The organism is Aeromicrobium sp. (assembly GCF_036676885.1).
Lineage (GTDB): Bacteria > Actinomycetota > Actinomycetes > Propionibacteriales > Nocardioidaceae > Aeromicrobium.
This window is the reverse complement of sequence record NZ_JAKFCB010000316.1, coordinates 1-17,745: the sequence shown is the minus strand read 5'-3', so window position 1 is coordinate 17,745 and position 17,745 is coordinate 1. Positions and strand designations below refer to the sequence as shown.

The window sequence follows — 17,745 nt, the reverse complement described above, 5'->3', positions numbered from 1 at the left end:
CCACTGACGGTGAACGACTGATCGGCCAGTGGCCCGGCGGTGACCCCGCTGAGGCGATGTCGTTGTACGTGCGACGCTACGAAGGGCTCGAGGTCGAGGTCGACCTGCTCGAGAAGCGCCTCGCAGGTGGAGCCCTCTCCCCCGATGACGCCGCCAAGGCGGTGACGAAGGTGCGCGCGCAGATCGTCGACGCCCAGGCACTGGGTGACCTGGAGTCGCTGCTGAAGCGGCTTGACGCCCTGCAGCCGGCGATCGACAAGCAGCGCGAGGTGCGCAAGGTCGAGCGCGCGGCCAAGGTCGCCGAGGCGCAGACTGAGAAGGCGCGCATCGCGGAGGAAGCCGAGAAGATCGCTGCGGGCACCGACTGGAAGGCCGGCGCAGACAAGCTCCGTGCCCTGCTCGACGAGTGGAAGGCGCTCCCCCGGCTCAGCAAGTCCGCCGACGACGAGCTGTGGCACCGCTTCAGCACGGCCCGCACGGCGTACACGCGGCGTCGCAAGACCCACTTCGGCGAGCAGTCGACGCTGCGCGAGCACGCCAAGACGATCAAGGAGAAGCTGATCGTCGAGGCCGAGGCGCTCTCTACGTCGACCGACTGGGGACCGACGGCCGGCAAGTATCGCGACCTGATGGCCGAATGGAAGAAGGCCGGTTCGGCACCTCGCAACGTCGAGGACAAGCTCTGGAAGAAGTTCCGGGCGGCCCAGGACGCGTTCTTCACGGCCCGCGACGAGGCCAACGCCAAGCTCGATGCCGAGTACGAGGTGAACGCCGAGAAGAAGCTCGAGATCCTCGCCGAGGCCGAGAAGCTCCTTCCGATCAAGGACATCGACGCCGCCCGCAAGGCGTGGCTCGACATCGCCGATCGCTGGGAGGCCGCCGGCAAGGTCCCCCGCGCGAAGATCGGCGAGTTCGAGGCGCGCATCCGCAAGGTCGAGCAGGCCGTGCGCGAGGCGACCGAGAGCAAGTGGAAGAAGACCGATCCGGAGAAGTCCGCCCGCGCCGACGACATGATCGGCAAGCTCCAGCGCGCGATCGACGAGGTCGGCGAAAAGATCGCCGCAGCCGAGTCCAAGGGCGACAAGAAGAAGGTCAAGGACCTCGAGGCCGACAAGGCGTCCAAGGAAGCCTTCCTCGACATGGCGAAAAAGGCCCAAGCCGACTTCTCCTAACCCCCGCTGAGGAGAGGGTTCCCGTCCGCTGAGGAGAGGGTTCGGGCCTGTTTGACGGGCGGGTTGTGGACGACGAGTTCGACTCGACCCGGGTACCTGCCGTTCGATCACGGTCATGGCAGAGCTTCTCAACGACGGATACCCGTTCACCCTCACGCAGGCTCGGGACCTCGGGGTCAACGAAGCGCTGCTGAAACGGCATCTCGTTGAAGGCGTGGTCCGCCGGCCGTTTCGCGGCGTCTACGTGGACGCTCGCGTTCCGGATTCCCGCCAAGGTCGGCTGCGCGCATTAGCCCTGGTGAATCCCGGCGGCGCCATCGCATGCAACGAAACCGCAGCATGGCTGCATGGCATCAGTGTTTTTGCTCCGGGAGATCGACATCTGTTCGACCCGTCATTCGTGGTCGAGCACTCGCACGCGAGGGTGGAGCGGTCCGGCACACGCGGACGGCAGGCGATCATCGCCAGCGACGACATCGAGTTCATTGACGGCGTGTACGTGACGACGCCGCTACGTACCGTGTCCGACCTGCTGCGACGGATGTACCGCCCGTACGCCCTTGCCGCCGCGGACGCCTTCGCTCATGCCGGTCTGATCGACCCTGACGAGGTGGTGGAGTACGTCGCAAGGCTCAAGGGATACCGCGGGGTTGTCCAGGCGCGCAGCCTTGCCCTGTTGATCGAGCCGCGAACTCAGTCACCCGGAGAGTCATGGCAGCGGCTTCGCATGCTCGATGCGGGGTTCCCGCCGCCGGAACCTCAGTTCGAGATCGTCGACGATTTCGGACGATCGTTCTTCGTCGACCTCCCGTACCCGGAACTCCTCATCGGAACAGAGTTCGATGGTCGAGAGTTCCACACTGCTGGCGCACATCGAGCTCATGACGAGGAACGACGCGACTACCTCTCCGAGCTGTACGGATGGCGGTGGGTCATCGGCACACGCGAGCGCATCTTTGGTCCGGACACGTCGTTCGAAGACGAGCTCGGCGACCTTCTGGGCATCGTGCCGCTGAAGCGATGGTGGGGATTCGGACGCTAACCCTCTCCTCAGCGGACCGGAACCCTCTCCTCAGCGGACCGAAACCCTCTCCTCAGCGTTATTGGGTGAGGCGGTAGACGTCGAAGACGCCTTCGACGGTGCGGACGGCGGAGAGTACGTGGCCCAGATGCTTCGGATCGGCCATCTCGAAGGTGAACTTCGACTTGGCGACCCGGTCACGACCGGTCGACAGCGACGCCGACAAGATGTTGACGTGCTGGTCGGAGATGACCCGCGTGATGTCGCTCAACAGCCTGGGGCGGTCGAGCCCTTCGACCTGCACAGCGACGAGGAACGTGCTCTTGCCGGTCGGCGCCCAGTGCACCGCCACCAGTCGTTCAGGCTGGCTGCGCAGGGCCTGCAGGTTGACGCAGTCGGTGCGGTGGACCGAGACGCCGGCCGTACGCGTGACGAACCCCTCGATCGCGTCACCGGGTACGGGCGTGCAACACCGCGCCAGCTTGATCATGATGTCGCCGTCAAGTCCCTCGACCACGACACCGGCATCTCGGCTCTCGGTGCGAGGCTTGCGGGTCCCGACGCCCGGCAGCAGGGTCGCCTCCGCGAGGTCCTCCTCGGCGCCCTCCCGCCCGCCGGCGAGGTCGATGACCCGCTCGACGACGTTCTGCGCGCCGACGTTGCCCTCACCGACCGATGCATAGAGCGTCGACACGTCGGCCAGGTGCAGCTCCTTGGCGACGGTGTCGAGGGTCTCGTGCCGGAACAGCCGGTGCAGCGGCAGACCCTCCTTGCGCATCTGCTTGGCGATGAGGTCCTTGCCACGCTCGATCGCCTCGTCGCGGCGCTCCTTGGTGAACCACTGGCGGATCTTGTTGCGGGCTCGCGGGCTGGCGACGAACTCCAGCCAGTCACGGCTCGGCCCCGCGTCGGGTGACTTCGACGTGAAGATCTCCACGACATCGCCGCTCTCGAGCTCCGACTCCAGGGACACGAGCCGGCCGTTGACCCGCGCACCGATGCACGCGTGCCCGACCTCGGTGTGCACGGCATACGCGAAGTCGACCGGAGTGGCCTTGGCCGGGAGCTGGATCAGGTCACCGCGTGGCGTGTAGGCATAGACGCCCGCGTTGTTGATCTCGAACCGCAGCGAGTCGAGGAAGTCGACCGAGTCGGACGTCTCGGACTGCCAGTCCAGCAGCTCGCGCAGCCACAGCATGTCGTCCTTGTCGGGGCCCTTGCCGGACTTGCCGGCAGTGGCGTCCTCCTTGTACTTCCAGTGGGCCGCGACACCGTACTCGGCCCGGCGGTGCATCGCGTACGTACGGATCTGCAGCTCGACCGGCTTGCCCTGCGGGCCGATCACGGTCGTGTGCAACGACTGGTACATGTTGAACTTCGGGACCGAGATGTAGTCCTTGAACCGCCCGGGGATCGGGTTCCACCGCGCGTGCAGCACACCGAGAACGCCGTAACAGTCCGCGACGGTGTCGACGAGGATGCGTACGCCGACCAGGTCGAAGATGTCGGAGAACTCACGGCCGCCGACCAGCATCTTCTGGTAGATCGAGTAGTAGTGCTTGGGCCGGCTCGAGACCTTGGCCTTGAGCTTGACGTGCCGCAGGTCGGACTCGACGTCGTTCACGACCCGCTCGAGGAACTGCTCGCGCGACGGCGCGCGGTCCGCGACGAGCCGCACGATCTCGTCGTAGACCTTGGGGTGCAGCGTCGCGAACGCGAGGTCCTCGAGCTCCCACTTGATGGTGTTCATGCCGAGGCGGTGCGCCAGCGGCGCGAAGATCTCGATCGTCTCGCGGGCGATGCGCTCCTGCTTGTCCTGCCGCAGATAGCGGAGCGTACGCATGTTGTGCAGGCGGTCGGCGAGCTTGATGACGAGCACGCGGATGTCGCGGCTCATCGCGACGACCATCTTGCGGATCGTCTCGGACTGGGCGGAGTCGCCGTACTTGACCTTGTCGAGCTTGGTGACGCCGTCGACGAGCTGCCTGACCTCGTCGCCGAAGTCGGCGCGCAGCTGGTCCAGCGTGTAGTCGGTGTCCTCGACGGTGTCGTGCAGCAACGCGGCGCACAGCGTGGGCGCCGTCATGCCGAGCTCAGCGAGGATCGTGGCCACCGCGAGCGGGTGGGTGATGTAGGGGTCACCGCTCTTGCGGGTCTGCCCCTCGTGCATCCGCTCGGCGATCTCATAGGCCTTCTGGATCGACGAGACATCACCCTTGGGGTGGGTCGCGCGGTAGACCTTGATCAGCGGGTCGAGCACCGCGTCGGAGGATCCCGACTTGCCGCCGATGCGGGCCAGCCGGTTGCGCACACGGGCAGAAGCCGGTGCCGAGTCGGCGTTCTTCGACTCGGCCGGCGGCGCCTCGGTGCGTTCAGCCATCGTGTTCCTCACTGTGTCTCTCAATGGTATGCCAGTGGGTCACGACGCAGGTCAGGTCAGGAGACCGTCGATCAGCGTGGCCGCCGTGGCCAGAACGAGCACGGCGACGAGGACGAGGGCGACGATGCGGACCTGGTGCGGATTCATGGGTCTCGATTCTGGGATCAGGGCTCAGTAGGTACGGAGGCTGGCACAGCCGACGGGTGCGAGGCGCTCCTGGCCGCCGAGCGCGAGCAGCTCGATCAGGACGAGGTTGCCGGCAACGGTCCCACCGGCCTGCCGGACCAGATCGGCCGCGGCGAGCATCGTGCCGCCCGTGGCGAGGACGTCGTCGACGACGAGCACCCGGGCCCCGGTCTCCAGCGCGTCGACGTGCATCTCGAGCACCGCCGAGCCGTACTCCAGCTCGTACGACGTGGACAGCGACGCCGACGGGAGCTTGCCGGACTTGCGCACGGGTACGAAACCGGCACCCAGCCGCAGCGCGATGCTGGGCCCGAACAGGAATCCTCGCGCCTCGATGCCGAGCACCGCGTCGATCGGACCCGTCGACCCGGCGAGCTCGACCAGCCCGTCGATGACGGCGGCAAGCGCGTTGGGGTCAGCGAGCAGCGGCGTGATGTCGCGAAACGTCACACCGGGCTCGGGCCAGTCCTCGATCGGACGGACGAGGCGGTCGATCGTCTCGTTCAGGTCGCTCATGTGTCTCTCTCCCCTACCGGGTGACAGCAGGTCTCGTGGGCGGCCGCCCACGAGACCTGCCACCGCTGACTACGAAGCGTTGAGGTCGACCTTGCAGGTCTTCTTCGCGTGCGTCTCGATCGCCTTCGAGGCAGCGGTGACGTCCGAGCTGCTGAGCGAGGCCATCTCCTTCGCGAGGTCCTGGAGCTTCGACTGATCGACGCCTTCGGGCATCTCGCCCTTCTGGATCTTGCCGAGATCCGATGGCGACATGCCGGCGTCCGCGAGCGCCTTCTCGACGGTCGTGACGACGCTGTCGAGCTTCTTCCAGTCGTCCTCGATCTCGCTCGGAGCGTCGTCGGCGAGCTTGTGGAACGTGGCGAACGTTTCGTCGAGGTCGCTGGCGTCGCCTGACGACATACCGCTGTAGGTGCTCTTGGCCTTCTTGAGCTCCTTGCAGTAGTCGCTGCCCTCGCCACCGCCGCCGTCGCCGCCACACGCCCCGAGGGTGCTGGCGAGCAGCACCGCGCTGGCCACTGCCATGGGGATCTTCATGCTGTTCTCCTCAGTGCGAAGTCGTGGGGCTGTCCGCCCGCTGATCAGAGTCCAGCATCGCATGCGACGGGCACCGGCCTAACGCTTGCCGCGCTTGGACCGTGGCTTCCGTGACGGCTGCGTACGCTTCGAGGCGCCCGACGTCACCACCGGACGGCTGACCGGTGCTGCGGCGACCGCGACCGGCTCCTCGGCCAGCTTGGCGCGCCTGGCGAGCACCCGGCCCGCCTGAGCCTTGATGGCCGGCTCCCGCTCCTTGAGCTGCGACACGAAGGGGGTCGCGATGAAGATCGAGGAGTAGGTGCCGGCGAGCATGCCGACGAACAGCGCGAGGGCGAGGTCCTTGAGCGGCCCGGTGCCGAGGATTGCGGCACCCGCGACGAGGAGCGCGCCGACCGGCAGCAGAGCCGCGATCGAGGTGTTGATCGACCTGACCAGCGTCTGGTTGAGCGCCAGGTTGGCCTGCTCGGCGTACGTCTTGGACGTCGACTTGAGGATGCCCTTGGTGTTCTCGCGCACCTTGTCGAACACGACCACCGTGTCGTAGAGCGAGAAGCCCAGGATCGTCAGCAGACCGGTCACGGTTGCCGGGGTGACCTCGAACCCTGACAGCGCATAGACGCCGCCAGTGATCACCAGGTCGTGTGCCAGCGCGACGATGGCGCCCACGGACATGCGCCACTCGCGGAAGTACGCCCAGATGAAGATCACGACGATGACCAGGAAGACGATCAGGCCGGTCAGCGCCTTGGTGGCCACCTGTTTGCCGTAGGTCGGACCGATGAGGTTCTGGCTGACCTCGGTCGCCCCGGCCCTGGTGAGCGACTCGGTGATCTGGGTGGCCTGGTCCTGCGAGAGCGCCCGGGTCTGGATGCGAATGAGGTTGTCGCCGGAGGTCTGCACCGTCGGGTCGCCCGCATCCGGAACGTCGGCGTCCTGGACCGCCTGGACCATCTTGTCGGACGTGGCGGAGTCGGCGACCTGGACCTTGGCCGTGAACTCGACACCGCCCTTGAACTCGACACCGTAGTGGAATCCGCGGAACACGAAAGCCAACGCCGCGACGATCAAGATGGCGACCGAGATCGCGTAGAACAGCTTGCGCCGTCCGACGAAGTCGAACGAGATGCGCCCTTCGTACAGGCTCTGTCCGAATGTGCTGATGCGGCCCATCAGTTGCCCCTTCCCACGGTTCCGGCTTCAGCGGTGCGCGCGATCTCGGAGACCTTGCGACCCGTGATGCCGAGGTGTCCGGCGTCGAGACCCGAGAGCTTGTGGCCCTGCCCGAAGAACTTGGTGCGGGCCAGCACCGAGACCAGGGGTTTGGTGAACAAGAAGACGACGAACACGTCGATCAGCGTCGTGAGGCCAAGCGCGAACGCGAAGCCGCGGACCACGCCGATCGCGAAGATGAACAGCGTCAACGCCGCCAGGATCGACACGGCGTCCGCCGCCAGGATCGTGCTCCGCGCACGGACCCATCCGGCCTCGACCGCGAGGCGCAGCGACTTGCCGTCTCGCACCTCGTCACGGATGCGTTCGAAGAACACGATGAACGAGTCGGCCGTGATGCCGATCGCCACGATGAGTCCGGCGATGCCCGGCAACGTCAGGGTGAAGCCCATGCCCTTGCCGAGCAGCAGCACCATGACATATGTGAGCGCTGCCGCCACGATCAGCGAGCTGATGATCACCAGGCCGAGTCCGCGGTAGTAGAGCAGGCAATAGACCACGACGAGGATCAGACCGATGACACCGGCGAGCAGACCGGCATCCAGCTGCGTGCCGGCGAGGGACGGCCCGATCTCCTCGCTGCCGTTGACACCGAACGTCAGCGGCAGGGCGCCGTACTTGAGCTGGTTGGCCAGGGTCTTGGCCGAGGTCGCGGTGAAGTTGCCCGAGATCTGGGGCTTGCCGTTCGTGAAGTGGGAGTTCGTGGTCGGCGCGCTGATGACCTCGCCGTCGAGCACGATGGAGAACCGGCTGGCCTGATCGTTGCCTGCCTGCGTCTGCGCGTACAGCGCCTCGGTCACGGTGTCGAAGATGTCGGTGCCGCGGCTCTTGAACTGCAGCTCGACGACCCAGTCGACCTGCTGCTGCGGGAGCACCGCGGCCGCAGACTTGACGTCCGTGCCCTGGATCACCGAAGGGCTGAGGATCTGCACCTCGCCGGTCGAGGGATCGCAGCTCACGAGCGGCTTGTCGGCCACGTCATCGACCTGGAGCCCCTTGGAGAGGCACTGGAAGCCCTGGGCCTGGGCCTGGAGCGCCGCGACGCCGTCCTGGTACTCCTTGGGCAGGCTGGTGACGCCGGTCGTCTCGGCCTTGATCATCTGGTCGAGCGTGAGCTTGCTCCAGTCGACCTTGTCGATGATCGCCTGCTGCTTCGCGGTGTCGGTCGCCTTGGTGGCGCTCGCCAGGTTGCCGGCCCACACGAGCCGGAATCGCAGCTGGGCGGTCTTGCCGACCTGGTCGACGATGTTGGCCCGCTTCTCACCGGGAATCTCGATGATGATCTGGTCATCGCCCTGCGTCGTGACCTCGGCCTCGCTCACGCCGGTCGCGTTGACACGCTGGTCGATGATGTCCCTGGCCTGGTCGAGCTTGGCGGGTGTGACGTTGCCTTCGGTCGACTTGGCCTGCAGCGAGATGCGCGTGCCGCCCTCGAGGTCGAGACCCAACCGGGGCTGCCAGACGCTCTCCGCGTCCTTCTTGTTGTTGAGGTCGATCAGTGCGACCAGACCGTAGAGCGCGATGATCGCCGCGAGGAAGAGCACCAGGGTGCGCCTCGGGCGGGGCAGGTTGGTCGCCGCCTTGGTGCCTCTGCTCTTGGGGCTCGTCGCCATCAGTCGTCGGTGCTCGAGCCGGCCTCGGGCGTCTCAGCCTGGGGCGACGCGGGCGGGATGACCTGCGCGACGGCCTGGCGCTTGACGGTGAGGACCGTGTTGGCGGCGACGCGAAGCTCGATGGTCTCGTCGCCGACGGAGACGATGTCGCCGAAGATGCCGCTCGCGATCATGACGCGCGCGCCGGGAGCAAGCTCGCCCTGCACCTTGAGGAACGCCTGCTGGCGAGCCCGCGCGGGGCGGAGCACCAGGAAGAAGAACGCGACGATGATGAGGAAGAGAGGCAGGAGGACGCCCAGGTTTTCCACGGTTGATGCTCCCGTACGAGTTTGGAGTGTCCGCCCCGTGGGCGGAGATGACCGAAGGCCATCGGGAAGTTTAGCCCCTCCGCACCAGCGCCGTGCGCTCGCTCATGCCCGGACTGTCAGCGAGGGTCGTCGTCGAGCGGCAACTGATCCAGCGCGGCCGGGACAGGGAGTCCCAGATGCCGCCAGGCGCCCGGGGTGGCGACGCGTCCCCGTGGCGTGCGAGCCAGGAATCCCAGGCGTACGAGGAAGGGTTCGGCGAGCTCCTCGACGGTCTCGCGCTCCTCGCCGACGGCGACGGCGAGGGTCGACACGCCGACCGGTCCGCCCCCGAAGCTGCGGCACAGAGCGTCCAGGACAGCGCGGTCGAGCCGGTCGAGTCCGAGCTCGTCGACCTCGTAGAGGGCGAGCGCGTCGCGGGCGACGGTGTGGTCGACGACGCCGCCGGCGCGCACCTCGGCGAAGTCGCGGACCCGCCGCAACAGGCGATTGGCGATGCGAGGTGTGCCACGCGACCTGGAGGCGATCTCGCGGCCACCGTCCTCGGTCACCTCGAGCTCGAGAAGGCCGGAGGACCGGTCGACGATGCGGTGCAGCTCCGCCGTGTCGTAGTAGTCGAGCTGCGCCGTGAACCCGAATCGGTCGCGCAACGGGCTCGGCAGCAGCCCGGCCCGGGTCGTCGCCCCCACAACGGTGAACGGTGGGATCTCGAGCGGGATCGCGGTGGCGCCGGGGCCCTTGCCGACAATGACGTCTACGCGGAAGTCCTCCATCGCCATGTAGAGGAGTTCTTCGGCCGGACGCGACATGCGGTGGATCTCGTCGATGAACAGGACGTCGCCCTCGTTGACCCCCGACAGGATCGCCGCGAGGTCGCCTGCGTGCTGGATCGCCGGGCCGCTCGTGATGCGCAACGGCGCGGCGAGCTGGTGGGCGATGATCATCGCGATCGTGGTCTTGCCGAGCCCCGGTGGCCCCGACAGCAGCACGTGGTCGGGGGTACGCCCGCGGGCGACGGCGGCCTCGAGCATCAGCGAGAGCTGCTCGCGTACGCGCTCCTGGCCGATCAGCTCCTCGAGGGTGCGCGGGCGCAGCGCCGCCTCGAAGGCCCGGTCCTCGGGGCCGGCCTCGGCGACGATCGCCTCGAATTCTTCGCGTTCGTCCATCAGCGGGCCTTCGAGAGGGTGCGGAGCGCATCGCGCAGGACGGTCGAGACGTCGGGCGTCGCGCCGGGCTCGATCTCGGCGGCCACGCGCTCGAGCGCGGCATCGGCGTCGCGGGCCGACCAGCCGAGGCCCAGCAGCGCTTCGTGGACCTGGTCACGCCACGCCGGTGCGCCGGTCATGGCGACCGTCGCCACGCCGACGCGGTCCTTGAGCTCGACGACGATGCGCTCGGCGCCCTTGCGCCCGATGCCGGGCACGGACGTCAACGTCGCAAGGTCTCCCTGGCCGATCGCCTGGCGCAGCCGGTCGGGGTCGAGCACCGCAAGCATGGCCTGGGCGACCTTGGGACCGACACCGCTCGCGGTCTGGACGAGCTCGAACATGTCGCGCTCGTCGGTGCTGGCGAAGCCGAAGATCGTCAGCGAGTCCTCACGGACCACCATCGAGGTCGAGAGCTGCACCTCCTGGCCGATGCGCAGCGACGCGATCGTGCCCGGCGTGCACATGACCTGCATGCCGACTCCCCCGACGTCGATGACGGCCGAGGTCAGCGTCACCGCGGCGACGGGCCCGCGTACGTGGGCGATCATCGGGTAACCGTGCCGGAGGCGCGTAGCTGCTGAGTCTCGACTGCGGCCTGGAGACGGGTCTGCGCTCCCCCACGCCAGATGTGGCAGATCGCGAGGGCCAGCGCGTCCGCGGCGTCCGCGGGTGTCGGCGCTGATGTCAGCCGCAGCAGCCGGGTGACCATCTGCGTGACCTGAGCCTTGTCGGCCCGGCCGCTGCCGGTCACCGCCGCCTTGACCTCGCTGGGTGTGTGGAGGTGAACGGGTATGCCGTGGCGTGCCGCGACGACCATCGCGACACCGCTGGCCTGCGCGGTGCCCATGACGGTGCGGACGTTGTGCTGGCTGAACACGCGCTCGACGGCGACCACATCGGGGCGGTGGTCGAGGATGCCCGCCTCGATGGCCTGCTCCAGCTGGTGGAGGCGGCGGGCGATGTCGAGATCGGGCGGGGTGCGGTAGACGCCGACGTGGACCATCGTCAGCGCGCGGCCGACCGAGCCGTCGACGACACCCACGCCGCAACGAGTGAGACCCGGGTCGATCCCCAGGACCCTCATGGGGCGATCACCGTGCATACCGAACGCATGTTCGACAGCCTAGTCGGCGGGACCATCGGCACGATGGCGACTCGCCGGGGCCGAAAACTGTGGACTACTGGACCTGGGCCATGACCTCGTCGGAGGCGTCGAAGTTGGCGAAGACGCTCTGCACGTCGTCACTGTCCTCCAGCGCATCGATCAGGCGCATGACCTTGGTCGCCGCGTCGACATCGACCTCGACCGTCATGGTGGGCACGAACGACGCTTCTGCCGAGTCGTAGTCGAGCCCGGCCTCTTGCAGCGCGGTGCGTACGGCCACCAGGTCTGTCGCCTCGCAGATGACCTCGAACGAGCCGTCGAGGTCGTTGACCTCCTCGGCACCCGCGTCGAGCACGGCCAGCAGGACGTCGTCCTCGTTGGTCGTGCCGCCCTCCTGCTCCGCGGGCACCATGATGACGCCCTTGCGGTGGAACATGTAGGACACCGAGCCCGGGTCGGCCATCGTGCCGCCGTTGCGGGTCATCGCGGTGCGCACCTCCATCGCGGCGCGGTTGCGGTTGTCGGTGAGGCACTCGACCAGCAACGCGACGCCGCCGGGCGCGTAACCCTCATACATGATCGTGATGTAGTCGACCGCGTCGTCGCCGACACCACCGCCGCGCTTGACGGCGCGGTCGATGTGGTCCTTGGGCACCGAGGACTTCTTGGCCTTCTGGATCGCGTCGTAGAGCGTCGGGTTGCCGTCGGGGTCAGGCCCGCCGACACGGGCAGCAACCTCGATGTTCTTGACCATCTTGGCGAACATCTTGCCGCGCTTGGCGTCGACGATGGCCTTCTTGTGCTTGGTCGTCGCCCACTTGGAGTGGCCTGACATGAGGTGCCCTTTCTACGACTGCTTGACGAGGTCGACGAAGTAACGATGGATGCGATCGTCACTCCCGACTTCGGGGTGGAATGAGGTCGCCATCAGGTTGCCTTGCCGAACGGCCACGATTCTACCGGCGGCCTCGCCCGACGGGATCGTCGCAAGGGCCTGCACGCCGGATCCGAGCTGCTCGACCCACGGAGCGCGGATGAACACCGCATGCACCGGCTCGCTGAACCCGTCGAACGCGATGTCGCCCTCGAACGACTCGACCTGGCGGCCGAACGCGTTGCGACGCACCGTGATGTCCAGGCCGCCCAGCGTCTCCTGGCCGACGATGCCGTCCTTGATGCGGTCGGCCAGCATGATCATGCCGGCGCAGGTGCCGAACGCCGGCATGCCACCTCGGATGCGATCCACCAGGGGCTCGAACAGCTCGAACGATCGCGCGAGCTTGTACATCGTGGTCGACTCGCCGCCCGGCAGCACGAGCGCGTCACAGCGATCGAGCTCTTCCGGCCGGCGCACGGTGAAGGCCGGCACGCCGAGGTCGGCCAGGACGCGCAGGTGCTCGCGTACGTCGCCCTGCAGGGCGAAGACGCCGATCGACGGGGAAGCCACCACACGAGCCTACCGGCGCCGTCCGTCGGACGACGGCGACGGCGTGAGAGACGAATCTCCAGGGACGCCGCCGCCGCCGCTCCCTCTCGGATATCCCTCCCGATCGGGTTCGACGGAGGCAAGCATGTCTGGGACGCAGAGCGTCCGTGCAGGGTCATGCTCCCTCTGTTCACACCGCGTCTTGCGAAGCACTCCCATACTTCAACGCGATGATGAACATGGAGCATACGGGGTGGACGCGCGCATGTGCGACTCTTTGCGGCGTGTCACGCGCCGGTGCGCCGAGTGCCCCGCCGTCTCTGTCGCGGGATGAACAGCACGGCCGCCAGGCACGACACGAACACGCCGCCGATGCCGACCGCGAGAAGACCCCGCAGCGGGCTGAAGACATGCCCGAGCAACGGGATCGACATGAAGATGCGCTCGACCTCGGTGACGTCGTACGTCTCGGCGTCAGGAACCGCACTGTCGTCGGCCTGGAGGGTCAGGCGGATGCTGCTGCCGGAGGGCTCGACCCCGACGACGCGGTGCGTCACGCGTGAGCCCCGCCGGTCGGTCACGCTCACGATGTCGCCTTCACCGACGTCACCGGCGGACACCGTCCTCGCGAGTGCCAGGTCGCCCGCAGCGATGGCCGGAGCCATCGAGTCGGAGCCGAAGGCGATCGGCGTCACGCCGAGCAGGGCACCCAGCGCGGCCGCGAGCAGGCAGACGACGCCGAGCGCGGCGCCCAGGTTGAGGAGGGTCGTACGCCAGAAGCCGATGGTCAGCGGTCCGGATCTGGCCTTGCGTCGTCCCACGTACGGCTCCTGCTTCGATCGGGTCTCCCACCCGGCGACGAGCGTACCGTCAGCTCGCGGTGCCGCAGTCCATCGACAGCCCGAGCAGCCCGATCGTGACGGGCTGATTGGCCTCGACCGAGACCCATGCCCCGTTCGGCGACGGGAGCCTGGCCCGGATCCTGATGTTGTACGTCTGGTTGAGCACCGTGCTCAGCAGCCCTGCGGAGAACGCGACGCGTCGCGTCGCCCCTTCATCGACGACCGTGAGCGACTGGCCCGTCTCGGCGAGCGTCGAGGTGTAGTCGAATGCATACGGCGACGACACCTCGGTGAACCGGATGGTTGCGGTCTTCTGGGTAAGACCGGAGACGCTGCACGACGTGATGACGGGCTTGGGCACGGTGTAGGCCGTGAACGTCGTGCCGGTGACGGGGCCGGCATCCGTCCAGAACGCGGCCGACGATGGCGACGCCACCAGCGTCGTGCCGACGACCGCGAACGCGACCGAGCGGGCAGCCACTCGAGACGCGCGGTCCGCCTTGCGCGCTCCCCCACGTCTCGCGGGCGGCGGAACGTCGGCGTCTCCCGGCGGTCGCCTGCGGAACGCCAACACGAGCATCCCGGTGACGTACACGCCCAGCACGAACAGCCCCGCCGGCCCGGAAGCGGCGTCGACGACATAGCCGGCCTTGGGGATGTCGAAGAGCACCCGGTCGGCGCGGGTCACGGTGTAGGTCTCGGCGTCGGGCGACCGGTTGGCATCACCCTTCAGGGTCAGCTGCCTGGCCGCGCCCTGTGAGGCGATGTTGACGACCCGGTGCGTCACCCGGTTGCCGTCGGCGTTGAGCACCGAGACGATGTCACCGCGTCCCAGTGACGAGGCGTCCACGGTCTGCGACACCGCGAGGTCCCCGGTGCCGATCGCCGGCGACATCGAGCCCGAACGGAACACCAGAGGCGTGATGCCGAACGCATAGCCCGCGACGGTCGCCAGGATGCAGACGAGGCCCAGCAGCGCCCCCACGGTCAGCGCGAGCTCCTGGGCGCCATGGACGAACGTGCGCCGCGTCATGAGATGTCCGATGTCCCCGTCGCGGTGAACGTCGCCACCGCGGTCTTGCCCTGCAGGCTGCTCGGCGCGGTGTCGGCGAGCTTGACCTGGAAGCACAGCACTTCGTTGCCACCAAGGGCCGTCAATGCCGACGTCGGACGCTTGGCGAGGATCGACGTCGACGTCGTCGCGGTCAACGGCAGGTCGGTGACCAGGGTGGCCGTGCCGCCGGTGCAGGTGGCGCCGGACTTGGTACCGCCGAGCCGGATCGTCAGCAGCAAACCGTTCGCCCCCGCGGTGCTGAAGTCGGCCGCGTTGGTGCCGGACAGCCCCCCGGTGAGGGTGTACTTCGCCGGGGCCGTGCCGTTGTTCTTGACCGTCAGGACTTCTGCGGACGTGCTGCCCGGCACCATGCCCGTCATGCTCAGCGTCGTCGTGACGTACGAGTCGAGGTTGTTGACCTGCAGGTCGAGCGTGCCGGCGGTGAAGGTCGTGCCGGTGACCGTGACGTCGTCCGTCCAGTACGCGAACGTGCCGACAGCGCCGATGCCGAGCGCGACGCCGAGGCTCAGGAGCGCTCGGACGCGTACGGACGAGAGCCGGCGACGTCGCGTACGACGTGGGGTGCCCCGATGGTCAGGCATGAGCGGCCTCCTTGGATGTCGTCCGTGAGAGCCGGAGGATGCCGGCCGCTGTCAGGGTGAGGCCGAGGAGCAGGACCCAGGCCGGAGGGCCTCCCGTGCCGGGGAGGTCTTCGGCCCCTGGGCCGCTCACGGCAGCGCCCTGCGTGAGCCGGATGCGAAACCGCAGATCGAGCTCCCGGCGCATGGACTGGTTGTCGGCCGCCGGCGAGAACGCCGCGGCGACCTCGACGGGCGTGCCGGCTCCGGACTGGATCGTGACGTCTGAGACCAACCGGTGCGTGCCCGGAGTCGAGACGTCGCGCCATGGGCCACCGCCTCCCTTGGCGGAGATCGTCAGGTCGCCGGTGTCGAGGAACGTGTGGGTCTGGGCGCCGAGCACGTCGACGGAGAGGACGGCCGGGTCGCCGGAGCCGTTGCGGACGTGGAACGTGGCGGTGCGGGTGTCGCCGGGCACCCAACGAATGTCCGGATCGAAGAGCGGGGCTGTCAGGTCCGACGTCCACGCGACGCCGTCGACACTCAGGCCGAGCTCGGGATCGGCGCTGACCGGCATGGCCGGGCCCATGAGGAGCAGCGTCATGAGGAAGACCGGCCATCGGACGATCGTCATTGTGGTGCTCCTTCCTCGATCGGCTTGCGTCGACGGTCCTTCGCCGCACCCAGGAACATCGTGATTGCGTAGACCATCAGCCCGGTCACGACGATGGTCAGCGCGGCCTCGCGCTGCCCGTTCGTGACGACGTTCGTCACCCGGCCGACGTATGGGACCGCGTACCACCGCTTGCCCTTGATCTGGACCGGCATGACGACCTCCTCGTCCCGGACGCTGTTGCTGTCCCCCTGCGTGTGGAAGATGGGACTGCCCGTGGCGTCGTAGCCCTGGGCGACCACGCGGTGCGTGACGACCGCCGACTCCCCTGACTTCAGCTGATAGGTGATGACGTCGCCGACGCCGATCGCGGACACGTCGACCGGCTTGACCACGACGAGCGTGCCCGGAGGCATTCCCGGCTTCATCGAGTCGGTCAGGATCGTGTACGGCGTGGCGTTCGCGAGGCGTGGCAGGACCACCGAGACGGCAAGCACCAGCGCCACGGCGGCGATGACGAACCAGGCGACGACCTGGGTCAACCATCCGTGGATGCTCGCGTGTTCGGCTCGACGTCTCGCCATGGTGGGTCCTCACCCTGCGGTCCCAGACGGGTGCCGGACTGATCCCGAGATCGGCCCGGCACCCGGACTGCGGGTCCGAGGATCAGGTCAGCTCTGAACCTGGGTCAGGGTCACCGTGAGCGCGTCGAGCGTTGCCGTGATGCCCTGGGTGTCGTTTCCGTTGATGATCGGCGCGCCGGTCTCGTCGGTACCGAAGGGAATCGTGACCTGGAACGTCGCGGTGATCGTCTCGCCGCCGTCGGCCGACGTGATGGTGTCGCCGTCGAGCAGCGCGCGGCCCGCCGGATCACCCGTGATCGCGAAGGTGCTGGCGGCCGTCAACGACAGGGACGTCCCTGTTGGGGCCGACGTGTACTCGACAGACGCCGGTGCATCGACCTCGGCTGTCAGGTTGTCGCCGGTGGCTCCCACCGTGAACGTGCACTGTTTGGTGACGACGTCACCCGGGACGAACAGCGCAACGGTGTTGCCTGCACCGGCAGAGCCGGCCGCGTACGTCCACGCCGCATCGCAGGTGCCGTCGGTGAGCGTCAGGGTGCCCGCGGTGATGGAACCGCCGTTGGCGTCCCCGTCGGCCGTCCAGAATGCGAGCGAACCGGCGCCCCCGAGCAGCAGGATTCCGGCCGCTGACGCCGCCAGGGCGCCCTTGGTAGACCTCTTCATGATGTACTCCCTCTCCCATCGCTGCGCACCAGATGCGCAGTCGATCTCCCACGTCGATCATGGGTCGTCCGGAGGGGGCTGAACTGGCGTTTGGTCGAAGATGGCTCCGAGTGACTAGGGCAATCAGGCCTTCGTACCTAGATGAACGCCCAAAGGTCCCGACTCACCCACGCCATGACTCAGCTGAAACGACGAGCGAAGCGAGGCCCCAGCCATGGGCCGAGCGAAGCGAGGCCAGAACTCAGCCGAAACGACGAGCGAAGCGAGGAGAGGGCGTTCCGGCGGAGCCGGACAGCGGCGAGGTACGAGCCGCGAAGGAGCTGCGAGGTACGAGCAGCTCACGCCCTACCAACCGCGTTCAGCCAGCCGGTGCGGCTCGGGGATGTCGTCGACGTTGATGCCGACCATCGCCTCACCCAGACCGCGGGAGACCTTGGCGATCACGTCGGGGTCGTCGAAGAACGTCGTGGCCTTGACGATCGCCTCGGCGCGCTGGGCCGGGTTGCCGGACTTGAAGATGCCCGAGCCGACGAAGACGCCCTCGGCGCCGAGCTGCATCATCATCGCGGCGTCGGCCGGGGTGGCGATACCACCGGCGGTGAACAGCACGACCGGGAGCTTGCCGTTCTCGGCGACTTCCTTGACCAGGTCGTAGGGCGCCTGCAGCTCCTTGGCCGCGACGTACAGCTCGTCCTCGGACAGCGAGCCGAGC

At 67.8% G+C, this 17,745-nt stretch carries 19 protein-coding genes and 1 pseudogene; 2 read left to right on the top strand and 18 right to left on the bottom strand.

The features are described 5' to 3' along the window. Positions 1-1,172: DUF349 domain-containing protein (locus V6M46_RS14765; RefSeq protein WP_332666473.1), on the top strand; the 1,172-nt coding region annotated here is incomplete at its 5' end. A gap of 115 nt (positions 1,173-1,287) precedes the next feature. Then, positions 1,288-2,214 (top strand): type IV toxin-antitoxin system AbiEi family antitoxin domain-containing protein, encoded by a 927-nt coding sequence (locus tag V6M46_RS14760; protein WP_332666471.1) that lies wholly within the window; start codon positions 1,288-1,290, stop codon positions 2,212-2,214. 58 nt (positions 2,215-2,272) lie between these two features. On the opposite strand, the gene V6M46_RS14755 is transcribed toward V6M46_RS14760, so the two are convergent. From V6M46_RS14755 to V6M46_RS14670, 18 genes and pseudogenes are all read right to left on the bottom strand, one after another. Then, positions 2,273-4,573: a RelA/SpoT family protein gene (locus V6M46_RS14755; RefSeq protein ID WP_332666469.1), complete on the bottom strand. Its 2,301-nt coding sequence runs from the start codon at positions 4,571-4,573 to the stop codon at positions 2,273-2,275. A 171-nt stretch (positions 4,574-4,744) separates the two neighbouring features. Then, positions 4,745-5,275, bottom strand: a complete 531-nt coding sequence (locus V6M46_RS14750; protein WP_332666467.1) for an adenine phosphoribosyltransferase — start codon at positions 5,273-5,275, stop codon at positions 4,745-4,747. 69 nt (positions 5,276-5,344) lie between these two features. After that, the gene (locus V6M46_RS14745) at positions 5,345-5,809 is read right to left on the bottom strand and encodes a hypothetical protein (RefSeq protein WP_332666466.1); all 465 of its coding nucleotides are present in this window, start codon (positions 5,807-5,809) and stop codon (positions 5,345-5,347) included. Positions 5,810-5,887: 78 nt separating this feature from the next. Beyond that, positions 5,888-6,982 carry a protein translocase subunit SecF gene (gene secF / locus V6M46_RS14740; RefSeq protein ID WP_332666464.1) on the bottom strand — a complete coding sequence of 365 codons (1,095 nt, stop codon included), beginning with the start codon at positions 6,980-6,982 and terminating at the stop codon, positions 5,888-5,890. After that, positions 6,982-8,655 carry a protein translocase subunit SecD gene (gene secD, locus V6M46_RS14735; RefSeq protein ID WP_332666462.1) on the bottom strand — a complete coding sequence of 558 codons (1,674 nt, stop codon included), beginning with the start codon at positions 8,653-8,655 and terminating at the stop codon, positions 6,982-6,984. Before secD ends, secF begins: the two co-directional genes overlap by 1 nt. After that, a complete protein-coding gene (gene yajC / locus V6M46_RS14730; protein WP_332666460.1) occupies positions 8,655-8,963 on the bottom strand; it encodes a preprotein translocase subunit YajC in 309 nt (102 codons plus the stop codon). Before yajC ends, secD begins: the two co-directional genes overlap by 1 nt. A gap of 116 nt (positions 8,964-9,079) precedes the next feature. After that, on the bottom strand, positions 9,080-10,126 hold the full coding sequence (gene ruvB, locus V6M46_RS14725; RefSeq protein ID WP_332666459.1) for a Holliday junction branch migration DNA helicase RuvB: 1,047 nt from the start codon (positions 10,124-10,126) through the stop codon (positions 9,080-9,082). After that, a complete protein-coding gene (gene ruvA, locus V6M46_RS14720; protein ID WP_332666457.1) occupies positions 10,126-10,716 on the bottom strand; it encodes a Holliday junction branch migration protein RuvA in 591 nt (196 codons plus the stop codon). Before ruvA ends, ruvB begins: the two co-directional genes overlap by 1 nt. Further along, positions 10,713-11,252: a crossover junction endodeoxyribonuclease RuvC gene (ruvC, locus tag V6M46_RS14715; RefSeq protein WP_332666456.1), complete on the bottom strand. Its 540-nt coding sequence runs from the start codon at positions 11,250-11,252 to the stop codon at positions 10,713-10,715. The genes ruvA and ruvC overlap by 4 nt, the downstream gene beginning before the upstream one ends. Positions 11,253-11,346: 94 nt before the next feature. Then, positions 11,347-12,108 (bottom strand): YebC/PmpR family DNA-binding transcriptional regulator, encoded by a 762-nt coding sequence (locus V6M46_RS14710; protein WP_332666454.1) that lies wholly within the window; start codon positions 12,106-12,108, stop codon positions 11,347-11,349. A 12-nt stretch (positions 12,109-12,120) separates the two neighbouring features. Next, a complete protein-coding gene (gene pdxT, locus V6M46_RS14705; RefSeq protein WP_332666452.1) occupies positions 12,121-12,723 on the bottom strand; it encodes a pyridoxal 5'-phosphate synthase glutaminase subunit PdxT in 603 nt (200 codons plus the stop codon). Positions 12,724-12,986: 263 nt separating this feature from the next. Beyond that, positions 12,987-13,520 (bottom strand): S24/S26 family peptidase, encoded by a 534-nt coding sequence (locus V6M46_RS14700; RefSeq protein ID WP_332666450.1) that lies wholly within the window; start codon positions 13,518-13,520, stop codon positions 12,987-12,989. 49 nt (positions 13,521-13,569) lie between these two features. After that, positions 13,570-14,574, bottom strand: a complete 1,005-nt coding sequence (locus tag V6M46_RS14695) for a signal peptidase I (protein WP_332666448.1) — start codon at positions 14,572-14,574, stop codon at positions 13,570-13,572. Beyond that, on the bottom strand, positions 14,571-15,197 hold the full coding sequence (locus V6M46_RS14690; RefSeq protein WP_332666447.1) for a TasA family protein: 627 nt from the start codon (positions 15,195-15,197) through the stop codon (positions 14,571-14,573). The genes V6M46_RS14695 and V6M46_RS14690 overlap by 4 nt, the downstream gene beginning before the upstream one ends. Further along, positions 15,190-15,807 (bottom strand): hypothetical protein, encoded by a 618-nt coding sequence (locus tag V6M46_RS14685; RefSeq protein WP_332666446.1) that lies wholly within the window; start codon positions 15,805-15,807, stop codon positions 15,190-15,192. Before V6M46_RS14685 ends, V6M46_RS14690 begins: the two co-directional genes overlap by 8 nt. Beyond that, entirely contained in the window at positions 15,804-16,370 is a 567-nt protein-coding gene (locus V6M46_RS14680) for a signal peptidase I (RefSeq protein WP_332666445.1), read from the bottom strand. Before V6M46_RS14680 ends, V6M46_RS14685 begins: the two co-directional genes overlap by 4 nt. An 87-nt stretch (positions 16,371-16,457) precedes the next feature. Next, positions 16,458-17,033, bottom strand: coding sequence for an alternate-type signal peptide domain-containing protein (locus V6M46_RS14675; RefSeq protein ID WP_332666443.1), 576 nt, complete (start codon positions 17,031-17,033; stop codon positions 16,458-16,460). A gap of 345 nt (positions 17,034-17,378) precedes the next feature. Further along, positions 17,379-17,745, bottom strand: a pseudogene (locus V6M46_RS14670) (pyridoxal 5'-phosphate synthase lyase subunit PdxS); the annotation flags it as partial.

Coding starts and splice junctions, on each gene's coding strand:
- ruvB (WP_332666459.1), bottom strand. CDS start 10,126: ATGGACGAACGCGAAGAATTCGAGGCGATCGTCGCCGAGGCCGGCCCC.
- ruvA (WP_332666457.1), bottom strand. CDS start 10,716: ATGATCGCCCACGTACGCGGGCCCGTCGCCGCGGTGACGCTGACCTCG.
- V6M46_RS14680 (WP_332666445.1), bottom strand. CDS start 16,370: ATGGCGAGACGTCGAGCCGAACACGCGAGCATCCACGGATGGTTGACC.
- secD (WP_332666462.1), bottom strand. CDS start 8,655: ATGGCGACGAGCCCCAAGAGCAGAGGCACCAAGGCGGCGACCAACCTG.
- V6M46_RS14675 (WP_332666443.1), bottom strand. CDS start 17,033: ATGAAGAGGTCTACCAAGGGCGCCCTGGCGGCGTCAGCGGCCGGAATC.
- V6M46_RS14750 (WP_332666467.1), bottom strand. CDS start 5,275: ATGAGCGACCTGAACGAGACGATCGACCGCCTCGTCCGTCCGATCGAG.
- V6M46_RS14695 (WP_332666448.1), bottom strand. CDS start 14,574: ATGACGCGGCGCACGTTCGTCCATGGCGCCCAGGAGCTCGCGCTGACC.
- V6M46_RS14755 (WP_332666469.1), bottom strand. CDS start 4,573: ATGGCTGAACGCACCGAGGCGCCGCCGGCCGAGTCGAAGAACGCCGAC.
- ruvC (WP_332666456.1), bottom strand. CDS start 11,252: ATGAGGGTCCTGGGGATCGACCCGGGTCTCACTCGTTGCGGCGTGGGT.
- V6M46_RS14745 (WP_332666466.1), bottom strand. CDS start 5,809: ATGAAGATCCCCATGGCAGTGGCCAGCGCGGTGCTGCTCGCCAGCACC.
- V6M46_RS14685 (WP_332666446.1), bottom strand. CDS start 15,807: ATGACGATCGTCCGATGGCCGGTCTTCCTCATGACGCTGCTCCTCATG.
- V6M46_RS14690 (WP_332666447.1), bottom strand. CDS start 15,197: ATGCCTGACCATCGGGGCACCCCACGTCGTACGCGACGTCGCCGGCTC.
- V6M46_RS14760 (WP_332666471.1), top strand. CDS start 1,288: ATGGCAGAGCTTCTCAACGACGGATACCCGTTCACCCTCACGCAGGCT.
- secF (WP_332666464.1), bottom strand. CDS start 6,982: ATGGGCCGCATCAGCACATTCGGACAGAGCCTGTACGAAGGGCGCATC.
- V6M46_RS14710 (WP_332666454.1), bottom strand. CDS start 12,108: ATGTCAGGCCACTCCAAGTGGGCGACGACCAAGCACAAGAAGGCCATC.